The 17,788-nt window shown below is 60.8% G+C and carries 14 protein-coding genes; 3 read left to right on the top strand and 11 right to left on the bottom strand.

The features are described 5' to 3' along the window. Positions 1-128 precede the first annotated feature (128 nt). The 3 genes from betA to betI form a co-directional block, all read right to left on the bottom strand. Positions 129-1,832 carry a choline dehydrogenase gene (betA, locus tag JFU58_RS21860; protein WP_201142265.1) on the bottom strand — a complete coding sequence of 568 codons (1,704 nt, stop codon included), beginning with the start codon at positions 1,830-1,832 and terminating at the stop codon, positions 129-131. A 157-nt stretch (positions 1,833-1,989) separates the two neighbouring features. Beyond that, the gene (gene betB / locus JFU58_RS21855) at positions 1,990-3,462 is read right to left on the bottom strand and encodes a betaine-aldehyde dehydrogenase (RefSeq protein ID WP_201142256.1); all 1,473 of its coding nucleotides are present in this window, start codon (positions 3,460-3,462) and stop codon (positions 1,990-1,992) included. 61 nt (positions 3,463-3,523) lie between these two features. Further along, entirely contained in the window at positions 3,524-4,117 is a 594-nt protein-coding gene (gene betI, locus JFU58_RS21850; protein WP_010167549.1) for a transcriptional regulator BetI, read from the bottom strand. A gap of 375 nt (positions 4,118-4,492) precedes the next feature. Between betI and JFU58_RS21845 the strand changes: the two genes are divergently transcribed. After that, a complete protein-coding gene (locus tag JFU58_RS21845; protein WP_231988902.1) occupies positions 4,493-6,427 on the top strand; it encodes a BCCT family transporter in 1,935 nt (644 codons plus the stop codon). Between the two features lie 274 nt (positions 6,428-6,701). Here JFU58_RS21845 and choV read toward each other — a convergent pair whose 3' ends face one another. From choV to JFU58_RS21830, 3 genes are all read right to left on the bottom strand, one after another. Further along, a complete protein-coding gene (gene choV, locus JFU58_RS21840) occupies positions 6,702-7,880 on the bottom strand; it encodes a choline ABC transporter ATP-binding protein (RefSeq protein ID WP_063026624.1) in 1,179 nt (392 codons plus the stop codon). Next, complete coding sequence (gene choW / locus JFU58_RS21835; protein ID WP_003216909.1) at positions 7,877-8,722, bottom strand: choline ABC transporter permease subunit; 846 nt, start codon at positions 8,720-8,722, stop codon at positions 7,877-7,879. Before choW ends, choV begins: the two co-directional genes overlap by 4 nt. Before the next feature lie 67 nt (positions 8,723-8,789). Next, on the bottom strand, positions 8,790-9,737 hold the full coding sequence (locus JFU58_RS21830; protein WP_201142248.1) for a choline ABC transporter substrate-binding protein: 948 nt from the start codon (positions 9,735-9,737) through the stop codon (positions 8,790-8,792). Positions 9,738-10,173: 436 nt separating this feature from the next. On the opposite strand from JFU58_RS21830, the gene JFU58_RS21825 reads away from it, so the two are divergent. Then, on the top strand, positions 10,174-11,550 hold the full coding sequence (locus tag JFU58_RS21825; protein WP_008434038.1) for an L-serine ammonia-lyase: 1,377 nt from the start codon (positions 10,174-10,176) through the stop codon (positions 11,548-11,550). Positions 11,551-12,116: 566 nt separating this feature from the next. After that, a complete protein-coding gene (gbdR, locus tag JFU58_RS21820) occupies positions 12,117-13,220 on the top strand; it encodes a choline metabolism transcriptional regulator GbdR (protein WP_003216915.1) in 1,104 nt (367 codons plus the stop codon). A gap of 120 nt (positions 13,221-13,340) precedes the next feature. On the opposite strand, the gene JFU58_RS21815 is transcribed toward gbdR, so the two are convergent. From JFU58_RS21815 to JFU58_RS21795, 5 genes are all read right to left on the bottom strand, one after another. Then, positions 13,341-13,604, bottom strand: a complete 264-nt coding sequence (locus JFU58_RS21815) for a hypothetical protein (protein WP_201142240.1) — start codon at positions 13,602-13,604, stop codon at positions 13,341-13,343. A 359-nt stretch (positions 13,605-13,963) separates the two neighbouring features. Beyond that, the gene (locus JFU58_RS21810; protein ID WP_093204219.1) at positions 13,964-15,124 is read right to left on the bottom strand and encodes a gamma-butyrobetaine dioxygenase; all 1,161 of its coding nucleotides are present in this window, start codon (positions 15,122-15,124) and stop codon (positions 13,964-13,966) included. Positions 15,125-15,133: 9 nt separating this feature from the next. Next, complete coding sequence (locus JFU58_RS21805) at positions 15,134-15,610, bottom strand: thioesterase family protein (protein WP_201142238.1); 477 nt, start codon at positions 15,608-15,610, stop codon at positions 15,134-15,136. Between the two features lie 118 nt (positions 15,611-15,728). Continuing rightward, positions 15,729-16,694 (bottom strand): L-carnitine dehydrogenase, encoded by a 966-nt coding sequence (locus tag JFU58_RS21800; protein WP_017476440.1) that lies wholly within the window; start codon positions 16,692-16,694, stop codon positions 15,729-15,731. 177 nt (positions 16,695-16,871) lie between these two features. After that, positions 16,872-17,759 (bottom strand): 3-keto-5-aminohexanoate cleavage protein, encoded by an 888-nt coding sequence (locus JFU58_RS21795; RefSeq protein WP_003216924.1) that lies wholly within the window; start codon positions 17,757-17,759, stop codon positions 16,872-16,874. Positions 17,760-17,788 lie beyond the last annotated feature (29 nt).

Raw genomic sequence — 17,788 nt, 5'->3', positions numbered from 1 at the left:
GTTTTGCAGTGTCTGGTCGGGCCTCATCGCGGGCAAGCCCGGCTCCCACATTTGACCGAGTTGTTCTGGCGAACGAGGTCAAATGTGGGAGCTGGCTTGCCTGCGATGCAGGCACCGCGGTGTATCAGTTACTGCGCAGTAGGACCTACTTCACGCATCGGCTTGCCACGCACCGGCGCATCGCCTGCCACGTAGTAATCCGCAGTGCTGCGCGGCAGTGGCTTGCGGCCACGGATCTTGTCGGCGATTTTCTCGGCGATCATGATCGTCGGCGCGTTCAGGTTGCCGGTGGTGATGATCGGCATGATCGAGGCGTCAACCACGCGCAGACCCTGCATGCCATGCACACGGCCTTCGGCGTCAACCACGGCCATCTCGTCGGTGCCCATCTTGCACGAGCAGGACGGGTGGAACGCAGTCTCGGCGTGCTCGCGGATAAATTTATCCAGTTGCTCGTCGGTCTGTACGTCGATGCCCGGGCTGATTTCGCGGCCACGGTATTGGTCGAGTGCCGGCTGTTGCATGATTTCACGGGTCAGGCGGATGCCGTCGCGGAATTCCTGCCAGTCCTGTTCGGTAGACATGTAGTTGAAGAGGATGCTCGGGTATTCCCGTGGGTTCTTCGACTTCAACTGCACGCGACCGCGGCTCGGCGAACGCATGGAGCCCATGTGCGCCTGGAAACCGTGCTCTTTCACACCGTTGCTGCCGTTGTAGTTAATCGCTACCGGCAGGAAGTGGTACTGGATGTTCGGCCAATCGAAGTCTTCACGGGTACGGATGAAACCGCCCGCTTCGAACTGGTTGCTGGCGCCGATGCCGGTACCGTTGAACAGCCACTCGGCACCAATGGCCGGCTGGTTGTACCAGAGCAGCGACGGGTACAGCGAGACCGGTTGGGTGCAGGCGTATTGCAGGTACAGCTCAAGGTGATCCTGCAGGTTTTCGCCGACGCCTGGCAGGTCGTGGACCACCGGGATGTCGAGGCTTTCCAGCAGCTTCGCCGGGCCGACGCCGGAACGTTGCAGCAGTTGCGGCGAAGCGATTGCGCCGCTGCACACCAGGACTTCCTTGCGGGCACGGGCTTCAACACGTTCTTCAGCGGCACCGATCAGGTAACGCACGCCGACGGCACGCTTGCCTTCGAACAGTACTTTGTCGGTCAGGGCGTGGGTGACGATGGTCAGCGTCGAGCGCTTCTTGGCCGTGTCCAGGTAACCGCGAGCGGTACTGGCGCGACGACCGTTCGGCGTCACGGTACGGTCCATCGGGCCGAAGCCTTCCTGCTGGTAGCCGTTCAAGTCTTCGGTGCGTGGGTAACCGGCCTGTACGCCTGCTTCAACCATCGCGTGGAACAGCGGGTTGTTGCCGGCTTTTGGCGTGGTCACGCTGACCGGGCCTTCGCCACCGTGGTAGTCGTTCGGGCCGATATCGCGGGTTTCGGCTTTACGGAAATACGGCAGGCAGTCCAGGTAGGTCCAGTCTTCCAGGCCCGGCAGTTTCGACCAGTTGTCGTAGTCCATCGCGTTGCCGCGGATGTAGCACATGCCGTTGATCAGCGAAGAACCGCCGAGGCCTTTGCCGCGACCGCATTCCATCCGGCGACCGTCCATGTGTGGCTCTGGATCGGTTTCGTAGGCCCAGTTGTAGCGGCGGCCTTGCAGCGGGAACGCCAGGGCGGCGGGCATCTGGGTACGGAAATCAAGACGGTAGTCCGGGCCGCCGGCTTCCAGCAGCAGGACGGTGACGCCTTCGTCTTCGGTCAGACGGGTCGCCAGGGTGTTACCGGCGGAGCCGGCACCCACAATGATGTAGTCGTATTCTTGGGACATTAAATGCACCCTCATTTAGATATGGTCAGGTCAGGCGAGTGCTTCGCACTCATCGCAGGCAAGCCAGCTCCCACAGTTGACCGGGTTCACACGGTCAAGATGTGGGAGCCGGGCTTGCCCGCGATGGCGGCCTCGCGGGCAATACAAAACCCAGTGGTTAGAACACCGAGGCGTAGTCGCCCAGCTCAACCTGTACCGATTTGATGCGAGTGAAGTTGTTCAGCGAGCTGATCCCGTTTTCACGGCCCACGCCCGATTGCTTGTAGCCGCCCACCGGCATCTTCGCGTCGGACTCGCCCCAGGCGTTGATCCAGCAGATACCGGCTTCCAGCTGATGAATCACGCGGTGGGCGCGGTTCAGGTCTTTGGTCACCAGGCCAGCGGCCAGGCCGAAGTCGGTGTCGTTGGCGCGATGGATCACTTCTTCTTCGGTGTCGTAGGTGAGGATGCTCATCACCGGGCCGAAGATTTCTTCACGGACGATGGTCATCTCGTCGGTGCAGTCAGTGAACACGGTCGGGGCCACGTAGGCACCCTTGGCGAATTCGCCGTCGGTCAGGCGGTCGCCGCCGCACAGCAGGCGCGCGCCTTGCTCTTTACCTTTGGCGATGTAGCCGAGCACGCTTTCCATGTGGGCGAAGCTGACCAGCGGGCCGAAGTTGGTGTTTTCATCTTCCGGGTTGCCGATGCGGATGCGGGCAACGCGCTCGGCGATCTTGGCTTCGAACGCGCCTTTGAGGGCGGTCGGAACGAATACGCGAGTGCCGTTGGTGCAGACCTGGCCCGAGCTGTAGAAGTTGGCCATCATCGCGATGTCGGCGGCGCGGTCGAGGTCGGCGTCGTCGAAAATGATCAGCGGGGATTTGCCGCCCAGTTCCATGGTGACTTCTTTGAGCGAGGAGCTCGAAGCGCTGGCCATGACTTTCTTGCCGGTGTCGGTGCCGCCGGTGAAGGAGACTTTCTCGATGCGCGGGTGCTCGGTCAGCCAGGTGCCGACTTCACGGCCGCTGCCGGTCAGTACGTTGAACACGCCATCCGGAACGCCGGCTGCGGTGTAGATTTCAGCCAGTTTCAGGGTGGTCAGCGAGGTGACTTCGCTTGGCTTGAAGATCATCGCGTTACCGGCCGCCAGGGCAGGTGCGGATTTCCACAGGGCGATCTGGATCGGGTAGTTCCACGCGCCGATACCGGCCACGACGCCCAGCGGCTCGCGACGGGTGTAGACGAACGAGGTGTCACGCAGCGGGATCTGCTCGCCTTCGATGGCGGGCACCAGGCCTGCGTAGTATTCCAGCACGTCGGCGCCGGTGACGATGTCGACGTATTGGGTTTCGGAGTACGGCTTGCCGGTGTCCAGAGTTTCCAGGGCGGCCAGCTCATCGTTGCGCTCGCGCAGGATGTCGACGGCGCGACGCAGGATGCGCGAACGCTCCATGGCGGTCATGGCGGCCCAGATTTTCTGGCCCTTTTCGGCGCTGACTACAGCGCGCTCAACGTCTTCTTTAGTGGCGCGTTGCACATTGGCGAGAACTTCACCGTTAGCCGGGTTGATGGCTTCGAAAGTGGCATCGCTGCCAGCGTCGGAGTAGCTGCCGTCAATGTAGAGTTTTTGCAGTTCGAAACGGGCCATAAAGTCCTCGCAAGTGCATAAGTGGTTGGCGCGGTTCGGGAGTTGAGCGGTTATGTGTGCTCTAACTCACCTGCTTGGCCAATTGGAAATCCATGTATTCGTAAGCGATCCGTTGCGCCTGCTCCGTGTCGAAAGCGTCTCCCGACAGGGCACCGCGCAACCACAAACCGTCGATCAGGGCCGCCAGGCCTCGGGCTGCGCTGCGTGCCTCGGACAACGGCAACGCTCGGCGGAACTGGCAACACAGGTTGGAATACAGACGGTGATCGTTGATCCGCTGCAACCTGTGCAATGACGGGTGGTGCATGCTGGTGGCCCAGAAGGCCAGCCAGGTTTTCATAGCCGGGCCGTTGACTTGGCTGGCGTCGAAGTTGCCTTCGATGATCACCTGAAGATGAGCCCGCGGGCTGTCATCTTTCAGCGCCAACCGGCGCTCGGTGACGTTCTCGATCAGCACGTTCATCAGGTACCGCATCGTGGCGGCGATCAGGCCATTCTTGTCCTGAAAGTAGTGACTGATGATGCCATTCGAGACACCGGCCAGACGGGCGATCAGCGCAATGCTGGCATCCCCCATTCCGACCTGATCGACCGCAGTCAATGTGGCTTCGATCAACTGCTGGCGGCGTATGGGTTGCATACCGACCTTGGGCATCGTGCACCTCTCCTTAGGCCTGCCAACGGGCGATAAACGTCCGTCGGCTTATGGGCCAGTCTATTTTGTTTTGATTGAACGTTCAATCAACAAAGAATAAGATCTGCGACAAATGGTCGCTGCCTACAGGTATTTCCTACGTGCATGTGGCGCCACCTGACATCGGGAAACCCCATGAAACAGCCCGGCACAGCGGTTCGCCGGGGTTCATGGTTTTTCGGGGTGTCTTTATACACCCGTCCGTCGACTGCCGAAAAATCGATGGCTCGGGTCATGCGTTGCCTTGTGTTTCTCTGCACTGCCCGGAGCATCTGTGCCATGAGTTCTGCCTCTCTTATAAAGACCCCGCCGGAAAAGGTGCGGGTCAACGGTTGGGTGTTCTACACCTCCACCGCGCTGATTCTGTTGTTGACCGCGATTCTGATCATCGCCCCGCAGGAAGCCGGCAGGATGCTCGGTGTGGCCCAAGCCTGGTTGTCGAAAAGCTTTGGCTGGTACTACATGGTCGTGATCGCCGCCTACCTGGTGTTTGTGGTGGGCCTGGCGTTTTCGTCCTACGGAAAATTGAAACTGGGCAGCAAGGACGACACCCCGGACTTCAGCTACGGCGCCTGGGCCGGCATGCTCTTCTCGTCGGGCATCGGCATCTCGCTGCTGTACTTCGGCGCGTCCGAGCCGCTGGACCACTACTTCAACCCGCCTGAAGGCGCATCGGCCACCGGCGAAGCCGCACGGCAGGCCTTGCAGTTGACGTTCCTGCACTGGGGCCTGCACGGCTGGGCGATCTACGCACTGGTCGGCCTGGCCGTGGCGTACTTTGCCTACCGTCATAACCAGCCGCTGGCCTTGCGTTCGGCGCTGTACCCGCTGGTGGGCGAGCGTTGGGTCAAAGGTGCGGCCGGTCACGCGGTGGACGGCTTCGGCATGTTCGTCACGCTGCTGGGCCTGGTGACGAACCTGGGGATTGGTTCGATGCAAGTGTCGTCCGGGCTGGAAAACCTGTTCGGCATGGAGCACAGCAACACCAACCTGCTGATCGTGATCATCGTGATGAGCACCGTGGCGACCATCGCTGCCGTGTCGGGTGTGGAGAACGGCATTCGCCGCCTGTCCAACCTGAACATCGTGCTGTTCAGCGGCCTGCTGATTTTTGTATTGCTGTTTGGCCCGACTTTGCACCTGCTCAACGGCTTCGTGCAGAACATCGGCGACTACATGAACGGCATCGTGCTGAAGACCTTCGACCTGTACGTGTACGAAGGCGACGCCGACAAGACCGAGCGCTGGATGGGCCTGTGGACCCTGTTCTACTGGGCCTGGTGGATTTCCTGGGCGCCATTCGTGGGCATGTTCATCGCGCGTATTTCCCGTGGCCGCACCGTGCGTGAACTGGTGGCCGGCGTGCTGCTGATCCCGCTGGGCTTCACCCTGGCATGGCTGTCGATCTTCGGTAACTCGGCCCTGGACCTGGTGGTCAACCATGGCGCGGTGGAGTTGGGCAAGACCGCACTGGAACAGCCGTCCATGGCGATCTACCAACTGCTTGAGCATTACCCGGCGTCGAAAATCGTCATCGGTGTGTCTATCTTTGTGGGCTTCGTACTCTTCCTGACCCCGGCGGATTCCGGCGCGGTGATGATGGCGAACCTGTCCTGCAAAGGCGGCAATGTTGACGAAGATGCGCCCCACTGGTTGCGGATCTTCTGGTCGGCGGTGATCACCCTGGTGACCATCGGCCTGTTGTTCGCCGGTAACTTCGAAGCCATGCAAACCATGGTGGTGCTGGCCGGCCTGCCATTCTCGGTGGTGCTGATCCTGTTCATGTTCGGCCTGCACAAGGCAATGCGCCAGGACGTGGCGATCGAGCTGGAGCAGGCGCAATTGGCTGAACGTGGTCGGCGTGGTTTCAGCGAGCGTTTGACGGCCCTGGACCTGCAACCGAGCCAGGGTACCGTGCAACGCTTTATGGACAAGCACGTCACGCCAGCGCTGGAAGAGGCAGCGACTGCGTTGCGTGATCAGGGGCTGGAAGTGCAGACCCTGCTGGGCAAATCCAAGCGCTGCATTGGTGTGCGCATCGAGATGGAAGAGGGTAATCCGTTTGTCTACGAGGTGAGCCTGGATGCTTATTCGTCGGCACCGAACGACTTGCCCGAGGAAGAGCGCACGCGCTACTACCGCGCCGAGGTTTACCTGCACAACGGGCCTCAAGAGTACGACCTGATGGGCTTTGCCCAGGAACAGATCACCCGGGACGTGCTCGATCAGTTTGAAAGCCATCGGCAGCTCCTTGGCCGTGTCTATAGCTAAGAGTGGGTGGTGATGATCGTTCCCACGCTCCGCGTGGGAACGCATCCTGTGACGCTCCGCGTCACGATTTCAAGAGCGGACGCAGAGCGTCCATGGCGGCATTCCCACGCAGAGCGTGGGAACGATCAATGCGGCGCCTTCACTGGCGCCGCTGTTCCAAGGTTGGAATGGGGTCAAATGTGGGAGCTGGCTTGCCTGCGATAGCAGTGGTGAATTCACTGCAGCTATCGCAGGCAAGCCAGCTCCCACATTGACCCATTTCCTTCAGGAGGATCTACCCCAGGTTCTTGCCCAGCAGCGCGTGATACAACTCGCTGTCACCCAAAATCCCCACCACCTTGTTGTTGTCCTGCAGCACCAGCTTGTTGCCTGTCTGATAGCGAATCTGCAACGCCTCACGCATCCCGATATTGGAATCCACCAACGTCGGCATCCGCCCCAAACCTTCCACGGCTTGCCCCGGTGCCCAGTTCTGCAGGTTCAGCACCGAGCCGTTCTGCCGTGCGCCCTTGATGGTGTTGCCTTCGGCCAGGTCCAGCCACGAGTCGCCACCCGGGTCCAGGCTGATGGAGCCGTTGACGTGGGTGCAGTTGTCCACCGTGCGCATCAGGCTGCGGCCACACAGCACATTCAGCGGGTTGGTGTGGGCCACGAAGGTCCGCACATAGTCATCCGCCGGGTTCAGCACGATCTCTTCCGGCACGCTGTACTGGATGATCCGGCCGTCTTTCATGATCGCGATGCGGCTGCCGAGTTTCAGCGCCTCATCCAGGTCGTGGCTTACAAATACGATGGTCTTGCTCAGCTTGCGTTGCAGCTCCAGCAACTCATCCTGCAAGCCCTGGCGGATCAGCGGGTCGAGTGCGGAGAAGGGTTCGTCCATCAGCAGGATATCGGCGTCCATCGCCAACGCCCGGGCCAGGCCGACACGCTGCTGCATGCCACCGGAAAGCTCGTCTGGCTTCTTGTTGCGCCACTGCGACAGGCCCACCAATTCCAGCTTGTCATCCACCAGCTTGCGCCGTTCTTTCTCCGGACGGCCCTGCATCTCCAGGCCGAAGCTGATGTTTTCACGCACCGTCAGCCAAGGCATCAGGGCAAATTTCTGGAAGACCATGGCGATGCGCTGGGTGCGCATCATTTTCAGCTCGGCGGGGGTGCAGGAAGCGATGTCGATCTGCCGACCTTCATGCTCCACAAACAGCTTGCCGCGGCTGACGGTGTTCAAGCCATTGATGCAGCGCAGCAAGCTCGACTTGCCCGAGCCTGAGAGGCCCATCAGCACGCAGATCTCGCCTTTCTCGACATCCAGGCTGGCGTTTTCGACGCCGACAATCTGCCCGGTCTTTTTCAGGATCTCGTTGCGCGTCATGCCCTGGTCCAGCAGCTTGAGCGCCTCGCGTGGGTCTTTGGAGAAGATCACGTCGACATTTTCGAATCGGATAATGCTCATGCATCACCCCCTACTTTGGCGTCGGGTTGTTTGCAGATGCGGTCGAGCATGATGGCCAGCAGTACGATCGCCAGGCCCGCTTCAAAGCCCAGGGCGATGTCGGCGGTGTTCAGTGCGTTGACCACCGGCTTGCCGAGGCCGTCGGCACCCACCAGGGCGGCGATCACCACCATCGACAACGACAGCATGATGCATTGGGTAATGCCGGCGGCGATGCTCGGCATGGCGTGGGGCAGTTCAATCCGCGAGAGCAACTGACGGCGCGAGCAGCCAAAGGCCTTGCCGGCGTCCATCAACTCTTGCGGCACATCACGGATACCCAGGTAAGTCAGACGGATAGGCGCGGCAATCGCAAACACCACCGTGGAAATCAGCCCGGGCACCACACCCAGCCCGAAGAGGGTCAGGGTAGGGATGAGGTAGACGAAGGTCGGTACGGTCTGCATCAGATCGAGCACCGGCCGCATCAGGGTGTAGAACATCGGTTTGTGCGCGGCAACAATGCCCAGCGGCACGCCGATCACCACGCAGACCAGGGTGGCGAACAGCACCTGCGCCAGGGTCTCCATGGTTTCCTGCCAGTACCCCAGGTTCAGGATCAGCAGGAAGGAGGCGATGACAAACACTGTCAGGCCCCATTTGCGTTGAATGAAATGAGCGAGCAGCGCAATCAGACCGATCAATGCCAGTGGATTGAACCAGGTCAGCGCGAACGTCACGCCGTGGATCATCGTTTCCAGGGTCGATGCGATTGCGTCGAAGTAGGCGGCCCCGTGTTGGGTCAACCATTCAACGAAGGCAGCGATGTACTGGCCTAGCGGGATTTTATGTTCAGTCAGCATGGTAGTGAATGTCCACATGCGAAGAGGAAAAACATCCCGGGCCAGCGTGCCGGCCCGGGGTCAGCACTTACTTGGCGAGATACGCTTTGACGGCCTCCAGACCGGGTTTGCCATCGACGGTGGTGACACCAGCCAACCAGGTGTCGAGCACTTGCGGGTTCTTCTTCAGCCACGCCTTGGCGGCGGCGTCAGGCTTCATTTTGTCGTCCAGGACGTTACCCATCAGGGTGCTTTCCATGTTCAGGGTGAACGACAGGTTTTTCAGCAACTGGCCCACGTTGGTGCATTCCTGGGTGTAGCCCTTGCGGACGTTGGTGTAGATGGTGGCCTGGCCGTAGTTGGGGCCGAATGAATCATCACCCCCGGTCAGGTACTTCATCTTGAAGCGGGTGTTCATCGGGTGCGGTTCCCAGCCGAGGAACACGATGGCCTGGTCGCGCTTGGTGGCGCGTTCCACCTGCGAGAGCATCCCGGCTTCGCTGGATTCGACCACTTTGAAGCCTGCGGTTTTCAGGCCGAAAGCGTCTTTGTCGATAAGGGTCTGGATGGTGCGGTTGCCATCGTTACCCGGCTCGATCCCGTAGATCTTGCCGCCCAGCTCATCCTTGAATTTGACGATGTCGGCGAAGTCTTTCAGGCCCTTGTTGTACAGCGCTTCCGGTACGGCCAGGGTGTACTTGGCGTTTTCCAGGTTGGCGCGCACGGTTTCCACGGTGCCGGCATCACGGTACTGCTTGATGTCGTTTTCCATGGTCGGCATCCAGTTGCCGAGGAAGATGTCCATGTTCTTGCCGTCGGCCAGGGACTTGTAGGTCACCGGTACGGAAATCATCGTGGTGCGGGGTTTGTAGCCGAGGCCCTTGAGGACTTCGCTGGTGGTGGCCGTGGTGACGGTGATGTCGGTCCAGCCGACATCGGAGAAGTTGACGGTCTGGCATTGCGCCGGTTCTGCAGCGTGAGCCACGACTGGCAGACTCAGCATGGCGGCCAACAACAACGACGGGGAACCTTTCATGGGGGTGGACTCCTGGTGTTTTTCTGGCGGCAATAACACCGCGCTTATAGGTGTTGCGGTTGGGCGTGCGGCACAGCTCTGCCACGCAACTGTGCAAACGAGTCGAGACTGATCATGTACCAGTGAAAATCTGACGCCTACAGGGGGCGTCGTATCCAGTACAGGGATGGTCGTATCCAGTGTCGGTGACGTCGCTTACAGATTTTTTCCACGGCAAAACTGCACTTTTTACCGATCTGCACCGCAAAAAACGGCCAAAACGTCGCCTTCCACAACAGCGGCGCTGATGAGCATGGGTACGTCGGTGTGAGACGCCGTGAGCGCCAGCAAAAGCTTGATGATGGCCGCATCTGGGCGGATTGCGACATGAGCGTAGCAGCTCCGTCACCAGGCGTTATGTGCGCCTGGCCTGTGCTCATCGAGGAGTTTCACGGCAATGGCTATCAGCGTTTTCGACCTGTTCAAGATCGGCATTGGGCCTTCGAGTTCTCACACCGTCGGCCCCATGCGCGCCGCGGCGTTGTTCGTTCAAGGATTACGTGAACGTGATGTGTTGGAACAAGTCAGGCGCGTCGAAGTTCAGCTGTATGGCTCCTTATCGGCCACCGGCATCGGTCACGGCAGCGACAACGCGGTGATCATGGGCCTGATGGGCGAGTGGCCGGACGCGATCGATCCGTCACAGATCGGCATCCGCATCGAAACCCTGCGCGAGACCAACACCCTGCTGCTGGACGCACGTTTGCCGGTGCCTTTCTTATGGGCGCGGGACATGCGCCTGATCGACGAAAACCTGCCGTTCCACCCTAATGCCATGACCCTGGTGGTGTTCGGTGATAACGGCGAGCTGCACCGCGACACCTACTACTCGGTGGGCGGCGGATTCGTGGTGGATGAAGCCCAGGCCAACAGCGGCGTGGCGGACATGGACCGCACCGAGCTGCCCTATGATTTTTCCAGTGCGGTGGAACTGCTGCAGCTGTGCAAGACCCACAACCTGCGCGTCGCTGAGCTGATGTTGGCGAACGAAAAAACCTGGCGCTCGGAAGAAGAAATCCGCAGCGGCCTGATGAAGCTTTGGCGCGCCATGCAAGATTGCGTGGAGCAAGGCCTCAAGCACGAAGGCATCCTTCCCGGCGGCCTCAATGTAAGGCGGCGTGCAGCCAAGTTGCACCGCAGCTTGCAGGAGCTGGGCAAGCCGAACGTGATCGGCTCGACCTTGAGCGCGATGGAATGGGTCAACCTGTTCGCCCTGGCGGTGAATGAAGAAAACGCCGCCGGCGGGCGCATGGTCACGGCACCGACCAACGGCGCGGCGGGGATCATCCCGGCGGTGCTGCACTACTTCATGAAGTTCAGCGAAGAAGTGACCGAAGCCAACGTGGTCGACTATTTCCTCGGCGCAGCGGCGGTGGGCATCCTGTGTAAGAAGAACGCGTCGATCTCGGGTGCCGAAGTCGGCTGCCAGGGTGAAGTCGGCTCGGCGTGCGCCATGGCGGCGGCGGGTTTGGCGGAGATCCTCGGGGCTACGCCGGAGCAATTGTGCAACGCGGCGGAGATTGGCCTGGAACACAACCTCGGCCTGACCTGCGACCCGGTAGGCGGGCTGGTGCAGGTGCCGTGCATCGAGCGTAATGCGATTGCCGCGGTGAAGGCGATCAACGCGGCGCAGATGGCGCTGCGGGGGGATGGCCAGCACTTCATCTCGCTGGACCGGGTGATCCGCACCATGCGCGATACCGGGGCGGATATGCATGACAAGTACAAGGAAACATCGCGGGGTGGGTTGGCGGTGAGTGCGGTGGAGTGTTGATACCGCTTTATGTGGCGAGGGAGCTTGCTGTGGTGAGGGAGCTTGCTGTGGCGAGGGAGCTTGCTCCCGCTGGGCTGCGTAGCGGCCCCAAAATCTTGGGAGCGCTGCGCACTCCAGCGGGAGCAAGCTCCCTCGCCACAGAAGAGCAACACTGCTCATAAAGTGAACACCGACACCCGCAAGCGCCACCTTTTAGCGCGTCGCAATTAGATAAGTAGCTCCCGAACGATTTCCCCTCATGACCATCGGTCACCCGTGCTTGTGGTGACAGACTTTTCCCACGTCGTTTCTCTCCCTTCCCACAAGTGCTACCGATCTGCTCACACACCTTGAGCCTGCGTTCTCTCACGTCTTTTCTGGGTCATATCCCCCACTCCATGCGCGGGCTTATATAGACACGTCATGAGGTCGTTTTCAGGAGTTATTGAATACGCATTCAACTTTAGGCATGGCATTTGCTCTATCAATACAAAGCCTCTCGCCATAGGAGTTTCCTTAAGGCGATGAGCGCAATAACAAGAGCCTCGCCTGAGGCCATCACCCGCTTTGTGTGAGGAGATACCGCGATGACGTCGTTCAACTCCGGGGCTCAACCCCAGAACCGTGCGCCTCAATCCATCGGCTTTTTGCTGCTGGACAATTTCACGCTGATTTCCCTGGCTTCCGCAGTCGAACCCCTGCGCATGGCCAACCAACTCTCCGGCCGCGAGCTGTATCGCTGGACGACGTTGAGTGTGGACGGAAACCAGGTGTGGGCCAGCGACGGTCTGCAAATCACCCCCGATGCTTCCATGCACAAAGCTCCGGCCCTGGACACCGTGATCGTCTGTGGCGGCGTGGGTATCCAGCGCACCGTGACCCGTGAGCATGTGTCGTGGCTGCAAAGCCAGGCGCGCCAATCCCGTCGCCTTGGCGCGGTGTGCACCGGCAGCTGGGCCCTGGCCTGCGCCGGCCTGCTGGACGGGTTTGATTGCAGCGTGCACTGGGAATGCCTGGCGTCGATGCAGGAAGCCTTTCCCCGCGTGGCCATGAGCACACGCCTGTTCACCCTCGACCGCAACCGCTTCACCAGCTCCGGCGGCACCGCGCCGCTGGACATGATGCTGCACCTGATCAGCCGCGACCACGGCCGTGAGTTGTCGGCGGCGATCTCCGAGATGTTTGTGTACGAGCGCATCCGCAACGAACAGGATCACCAGCGTGTGCCGCTCAAGCACATGCTTGGCACCAACCAGCCGAAGTTGCAGGAAATCGTCGCGCTGATGGAGGCCAACCTGGAAGAGCCGATCGACCTCGATGAACTGGCGGTGTACGTAGCGGTGTCCCGGCGTCAGCTGGAGCGCTTGTTCCAGAAATACCTGCACTGTTCGCCGTCGCGCTACTACCTCAAGTTGCGCCTGATCCGTGCGCGGCAGTTGCTCAAGCAAACGCCGATGTCGATCATCGAAGTGGCGTCGGTGTGCGGGTTTGTCTCCACGCCGCACTTCTCCAAGTGCTACCGCGAATACTTCGGCATTCCGCCGCGGGATGAGCGTGTGGGTTCCAACACTACGCAGCAGGTAGCGATGATGCCGATTCCGCAGGCGCTGGTGTTGTCACCGTTGTCCGGGCCGTTGTCGGCGTTGAGCCAGGCCAGGAATGAGTCGACTTTCGCCAGCGTAAGGCTCTAACACCACCAGAGCTTTTGTGGCGAGGGAGCTTGCTCCCGCTGGGCTGCGCAGCGGCCCCAAAATCTTTGGGAGCGCTTCGCACTCCAGCGGGAGCAAGCTCCCTCGCCACAAGGTAGGTGTTCAGGCGCCAGAGTTCTGCCGAAATTGCACCAGCGCCGGCAACAACTGCTTGTCGATCGCCTGCCTCACCGCCGGCAAGATCGTCGCGCTGCCGGTGTACATCTGCTCAACCATACCCTTGAGCGCCTTGGCCCGCGCCGCGCTCAAGCCGCGCACCGCACACTCGCAAGCCTGCTCGGCGGTAGCGCCGCTGGACACCTCGAAACCCAACGACCGCAGCTGGCCCAGCAGGTCATCCAGGTCAATCAAATCCGCGTGCATCATGACGTTAATCCTTGTTAGGGGAGCGGGGGATTGAAGTCGATTCTGGTAGGCCATCACCGAGTCGGCAAGGCCTGAATGCATGAATGTCCGGCACACCTATGAACAGGTCGTTTTCGGCTAACTCGCAAAGCAGGGGAGTGTGCACACTGGCATCAAGCAAGCAGCTTGAAGGTTTGGTCACCCTCGGGATGCGCAGCTCACACAAAGCACTCTGCCCCGATCCTGTCACGGCTTGATCGGGGCTTTTTTTGGCTGGGATTTGTGGGGGCGCAACTGGCCTCATCGCAGGCAAGCCAGCTCCCACATTTGAAGGTATTCACAAATCAAAATGTGGGAGCTGGCTTGCCTGCGATAGCGGTCTACCTCTGCAACACCAATATCCTGGACAGCAGTTCATCGCGGTCGATGTAGCAGCCCTGGAAATGCCGGGCGCCGGACGCCGGGTCGAAGGCATTGCGCGCATGCAGGGTGCGGCGATTATCAAAGCACCACAGCTCGCCCGGATTCAGGCGTTTGACCAGCCGAAAACGCTCCTCACGGGTCATCGCAATAAACCGCCGATAGGCGCGATACAGCAAGGGCATCTGCTCTGCCGGTGCCTCAAATGGCCCGCGCAGAAAGTTGGCCATGCGAATCTCGGCGACCTCCCCCAACGCATCCAGCGCAATGATCGGCGCCAGCCGGCGATAGTCGCTGTGACGGTCCTTGTTGCGAAACTCCACCGGGATCTCGCACAGCGCGCGAAAGGCTTCGGGGTCTTCATCGCGCAACGCCCGGGCGATGGCGAAACCATCAACGAAAATACTCTCGCCACCGTCGGCGTCGTTCACCAGGCAATGCAAAAACTGCAGCCCGGGTTGCAGCTCCCGCGTCGGCAAATCACTGTGCAGCGGCAGGTTGAAAGCGGTGTAGGCGTTGCTGTCGGCATCGGCCTTGGATTGCACGTTGAACAACACACCGAAGTTGCTCTCGCGGATGAACGAAATGCGCTTGGCGATCAGTGCCAGGGAGCCGGGTTCTGTGGGCACGCCGCGCACTTGCGTAAGGCCGCTGTCACGCAGGGCCAGCAGCCAGTGCAGCAGGGCTTTCGGGTCTTCCATCAGTGCTGCGTAGTCGAATACGGGCAGCTCGAAACTACGGTCCCACAGTCTGGATTTCGGCTTGGCCGCCCGGCGTTCAGCGCGGGACTCATCGTCGTAGGCGTGCGCCCGCAGCCAGCCGGGATCGTACTGGCTGTGATGCCCGCCACTCCATTCAACCGTCAGCAAACCCTGGTCGATACGCGCGCTGACAGCCGTGAGGTGTTCGTCCACATCGACGATTTCCAGCACCTGCTCACGGGTCACGCTGTACACACAGGACGGGCACGGGCAGTTGTCCCGCAGCCACTGGTGATGGAACGGGCTGACCCGCCCATCGGCCCATTGCACGCTGAGGTGGTCGTTGTGCACCTGCACCTCGGCCAGGTCGCTGATCAGTGGGTAAGTACGGAAGTCGGCAACAGCAGCGGCGGTTTGCATGGCGATTCCTTATTTTTGGGGTGGCAGTCCAATCACGCGGCCGAGCAAGGCGGGCTTCGGCAGGTCGGTTTGTTCGGCACTGATGCTTGCAAGCTTGCCCAGCACCGCCTCGCTGAACGGCGCCGAATGCGGGCCGGCAAGGTCGACGTGGAGCAACATTTGCTCGTTGCCGGCCAGCTCCTTTTCGTCGCCCACCAGATGCAGGCTGTGATACAGGTGCAGGCGCTTGCGGTCGTGGGCAATGAGCTGGGTGTGCACTTCGACCTCGGCGCCCAGCTTCACTTCGTGCAAGTAGTTGAGGTGCAACTCCAGGGTGAACAGCGAGTGGCCGCTGGCTTCGCGGTTTTCGCTGTCCAGGCCCAGGGTGTCCATCAGCGCATCGGTGGCGTAGCTGAAGATCAGCAGGTAGAACGCATCGCGCAGGTGGCCGTTGTAGTCGACCCAGTCGGGGAGGATTTTGGTGGTGTAGGTGGTCAATGCGGCCATGGTTCGGTTCCCGGTAGGTACTCGGTCAAAATGTGGGAGCTGGCTTGCCTGCGATGGCGGCGGTGAATCCAACATCGCTATCGCAGGCAAGCCAGCTCCCACAGAGAATCAACAGCGGTTATTCGGCGAAGGTCATACCGTGTTTTTCCTTGGTCGTCTTCACTGCTTCCAGCACCGCCAGCAGGCAATCATCACGATAGCGCTCCAGGGCCGAAATGCTGTGTTTGCCCAGCTGATCGCTGGTGCCGTCCACCACATCGTCAATCAACTTGTCGGTCAGTTCCGGGGCCGGCAAATAGGTCCACGGCAACTGCAACGCCGGGCCGAACTGCGCCATGAAGTGCCGCATCCCGGCATCACCGCCGGCCAGGGTGTAGGTCAGGAACGTGCCCATGAATGACCAGCGCAAACCGGCGCCAAAGCGAATCGCATCGTCAATCTCGCCGGTGGTTGCCACGCCATCGTTGACCAAGTGCAACGCCTCACGCCACAAGGCTTCCAGCAGTCGGTCGGCGATAAACCCAGGTACTTCCTTACGCACGTGCAACGGACGCATGCCGAGGGATTCATACACCTTGATCGCTGCCTGAATCGCTTCCGGCGCGGTGTTTTTGCCACCAACCACTTCCACCAGCGGCAACAGGTAAACCGGGTTGAATGGATGGCCTACCACGCAGCGTTCCGGGTGCGTGGAACCTTCATAAAACTCGCTCGGCAACAGCCCCGAAGTACTCGAGCCAATCAACGCGTTCGGCTTGGCCGCCGCGCTGATCTTGCTGTGCAATTCCAGCTTCAATTCCAGGCGTTCCGGGGCGCTTTCCTGGATGAAGTCGGCGTCTTTCACGCACTCTTCAATCGTGGCCACAAAGCGCAAGCGGTCTTGCGAGGCGCCGGGTGCCAGGCCTTGTTTCTCGAGTGCGCCCCAAGCATTCGCGACACGTTTGCGCAGGGCGGCTTCGGCACCAGGCGCCGGGTCCCAGGCCACCACATCCAGGCCGTGGGCCAGGGCGCGGGATACCCAGCCGCTGCCGATAACACCGCTGCCCAGCGCGGCGAAGGTTTTGATTTCAGTGATAAAGCTCATGGCAAATTCCTAAAGAGTTCGGTGATTCTGTGTGAGAGCCAAGATCAAAATGTGGGAGCGGGCTTGCTCGCGAAAGCGGTGTGTCAGTTGATGCATTCGGTGGCTGATCCACCGCATTCGCGAGCAAGCCCGCTCCCACATTTGATTCGGTTCCTGCAGGGCGTCGTGTGGTGAGCCTTAGCCGCGCTTGGTCAGGCCCATCTTCACGCGGCCTTCAGCCGGGGTCATGACCCGCGCACCCAGGCGGCTGAGGATTTCGCTGGCGCGTTCCACCAACTGGCCGTTGGTCGCCAGCACGCCCTTGTCCAGCCACAGATTGTCTTCCAGGCCGACCCGCACGTTGCCGCCCAGCAGTACCGCTTGGGCCGCCATCGGCATCTGCATGCGGCCGATCCCGAAGCCGGCCCACACCGCGTCTGCCGGCAGGTTGTCGACCATGGCTTTCATGGTGGTGGTGTCGGCCGGTGCGCCCCACGGGATGCCCAGGCACAGCTGGAACAGCGGGTTGTCGAGCAAGCCTTCCTTGATCATCTGCTTGGCGAACCACAGGTGACCGGTGTCGAAAATTTCCAGCTCGGCTTTTACGCCCAGCTCTTGAATACGTTTGGCGCCCGCTCGAAGCTGCGCCGGGGTGGAGACGTAAATGGTGTCGCCGTCGCCGAAATTCAGGGTGCCGCAATCGAGGGTGCAGATTTCCGGCAGTAGCTCTTCCACGTGGGCCAGGCGGGTCAGCGGGCCCACCAGGTCGGTGTTGGGGCCGAACTCCATGGGGTTTTCTCCGCCACCGATTTCCAGGTCACCACCCATGCCGGCGGTGAGGTTGACGATGATGTCGACGTCCGCCTCGCGGATGCGCTCCATCACTTCGCGGTACAGCGCCACGTCGCGACTGAACTTGCCGGTTTCGGGGTCACGTACGTGGCAATGCACGACGGTGGCACCGGCCTTGGCCGCTTCCACCGCCGCAGCGGCGATTTGTTTGGGGGTGACCGGCACGTGAGGGCTTCTGGCGGTCGTGTCGCCAGCACCGGTGAGTGCGCAGGTGATGATGACGTCGTGGTTCATGGGGCAGGTTCCTTGCAGGCGTGATTTTC

Origin of the sequence: Pseudomonas sp. TH34, from assembly GCF_016650865.1 — a bacterium.
In the GTDB taxonomy this organism is placed as follows: domain Bacteria; phylum Pseudomonadota; class Gammaproteobacteria; order Pseudomonadales; family Pseudomonadaceae; genus Aquipseudomonas; species Aquipseudomonas yamanorum.
This window is presented reverse-complemented; position numbering and strand designations above follow the sequence as displayed.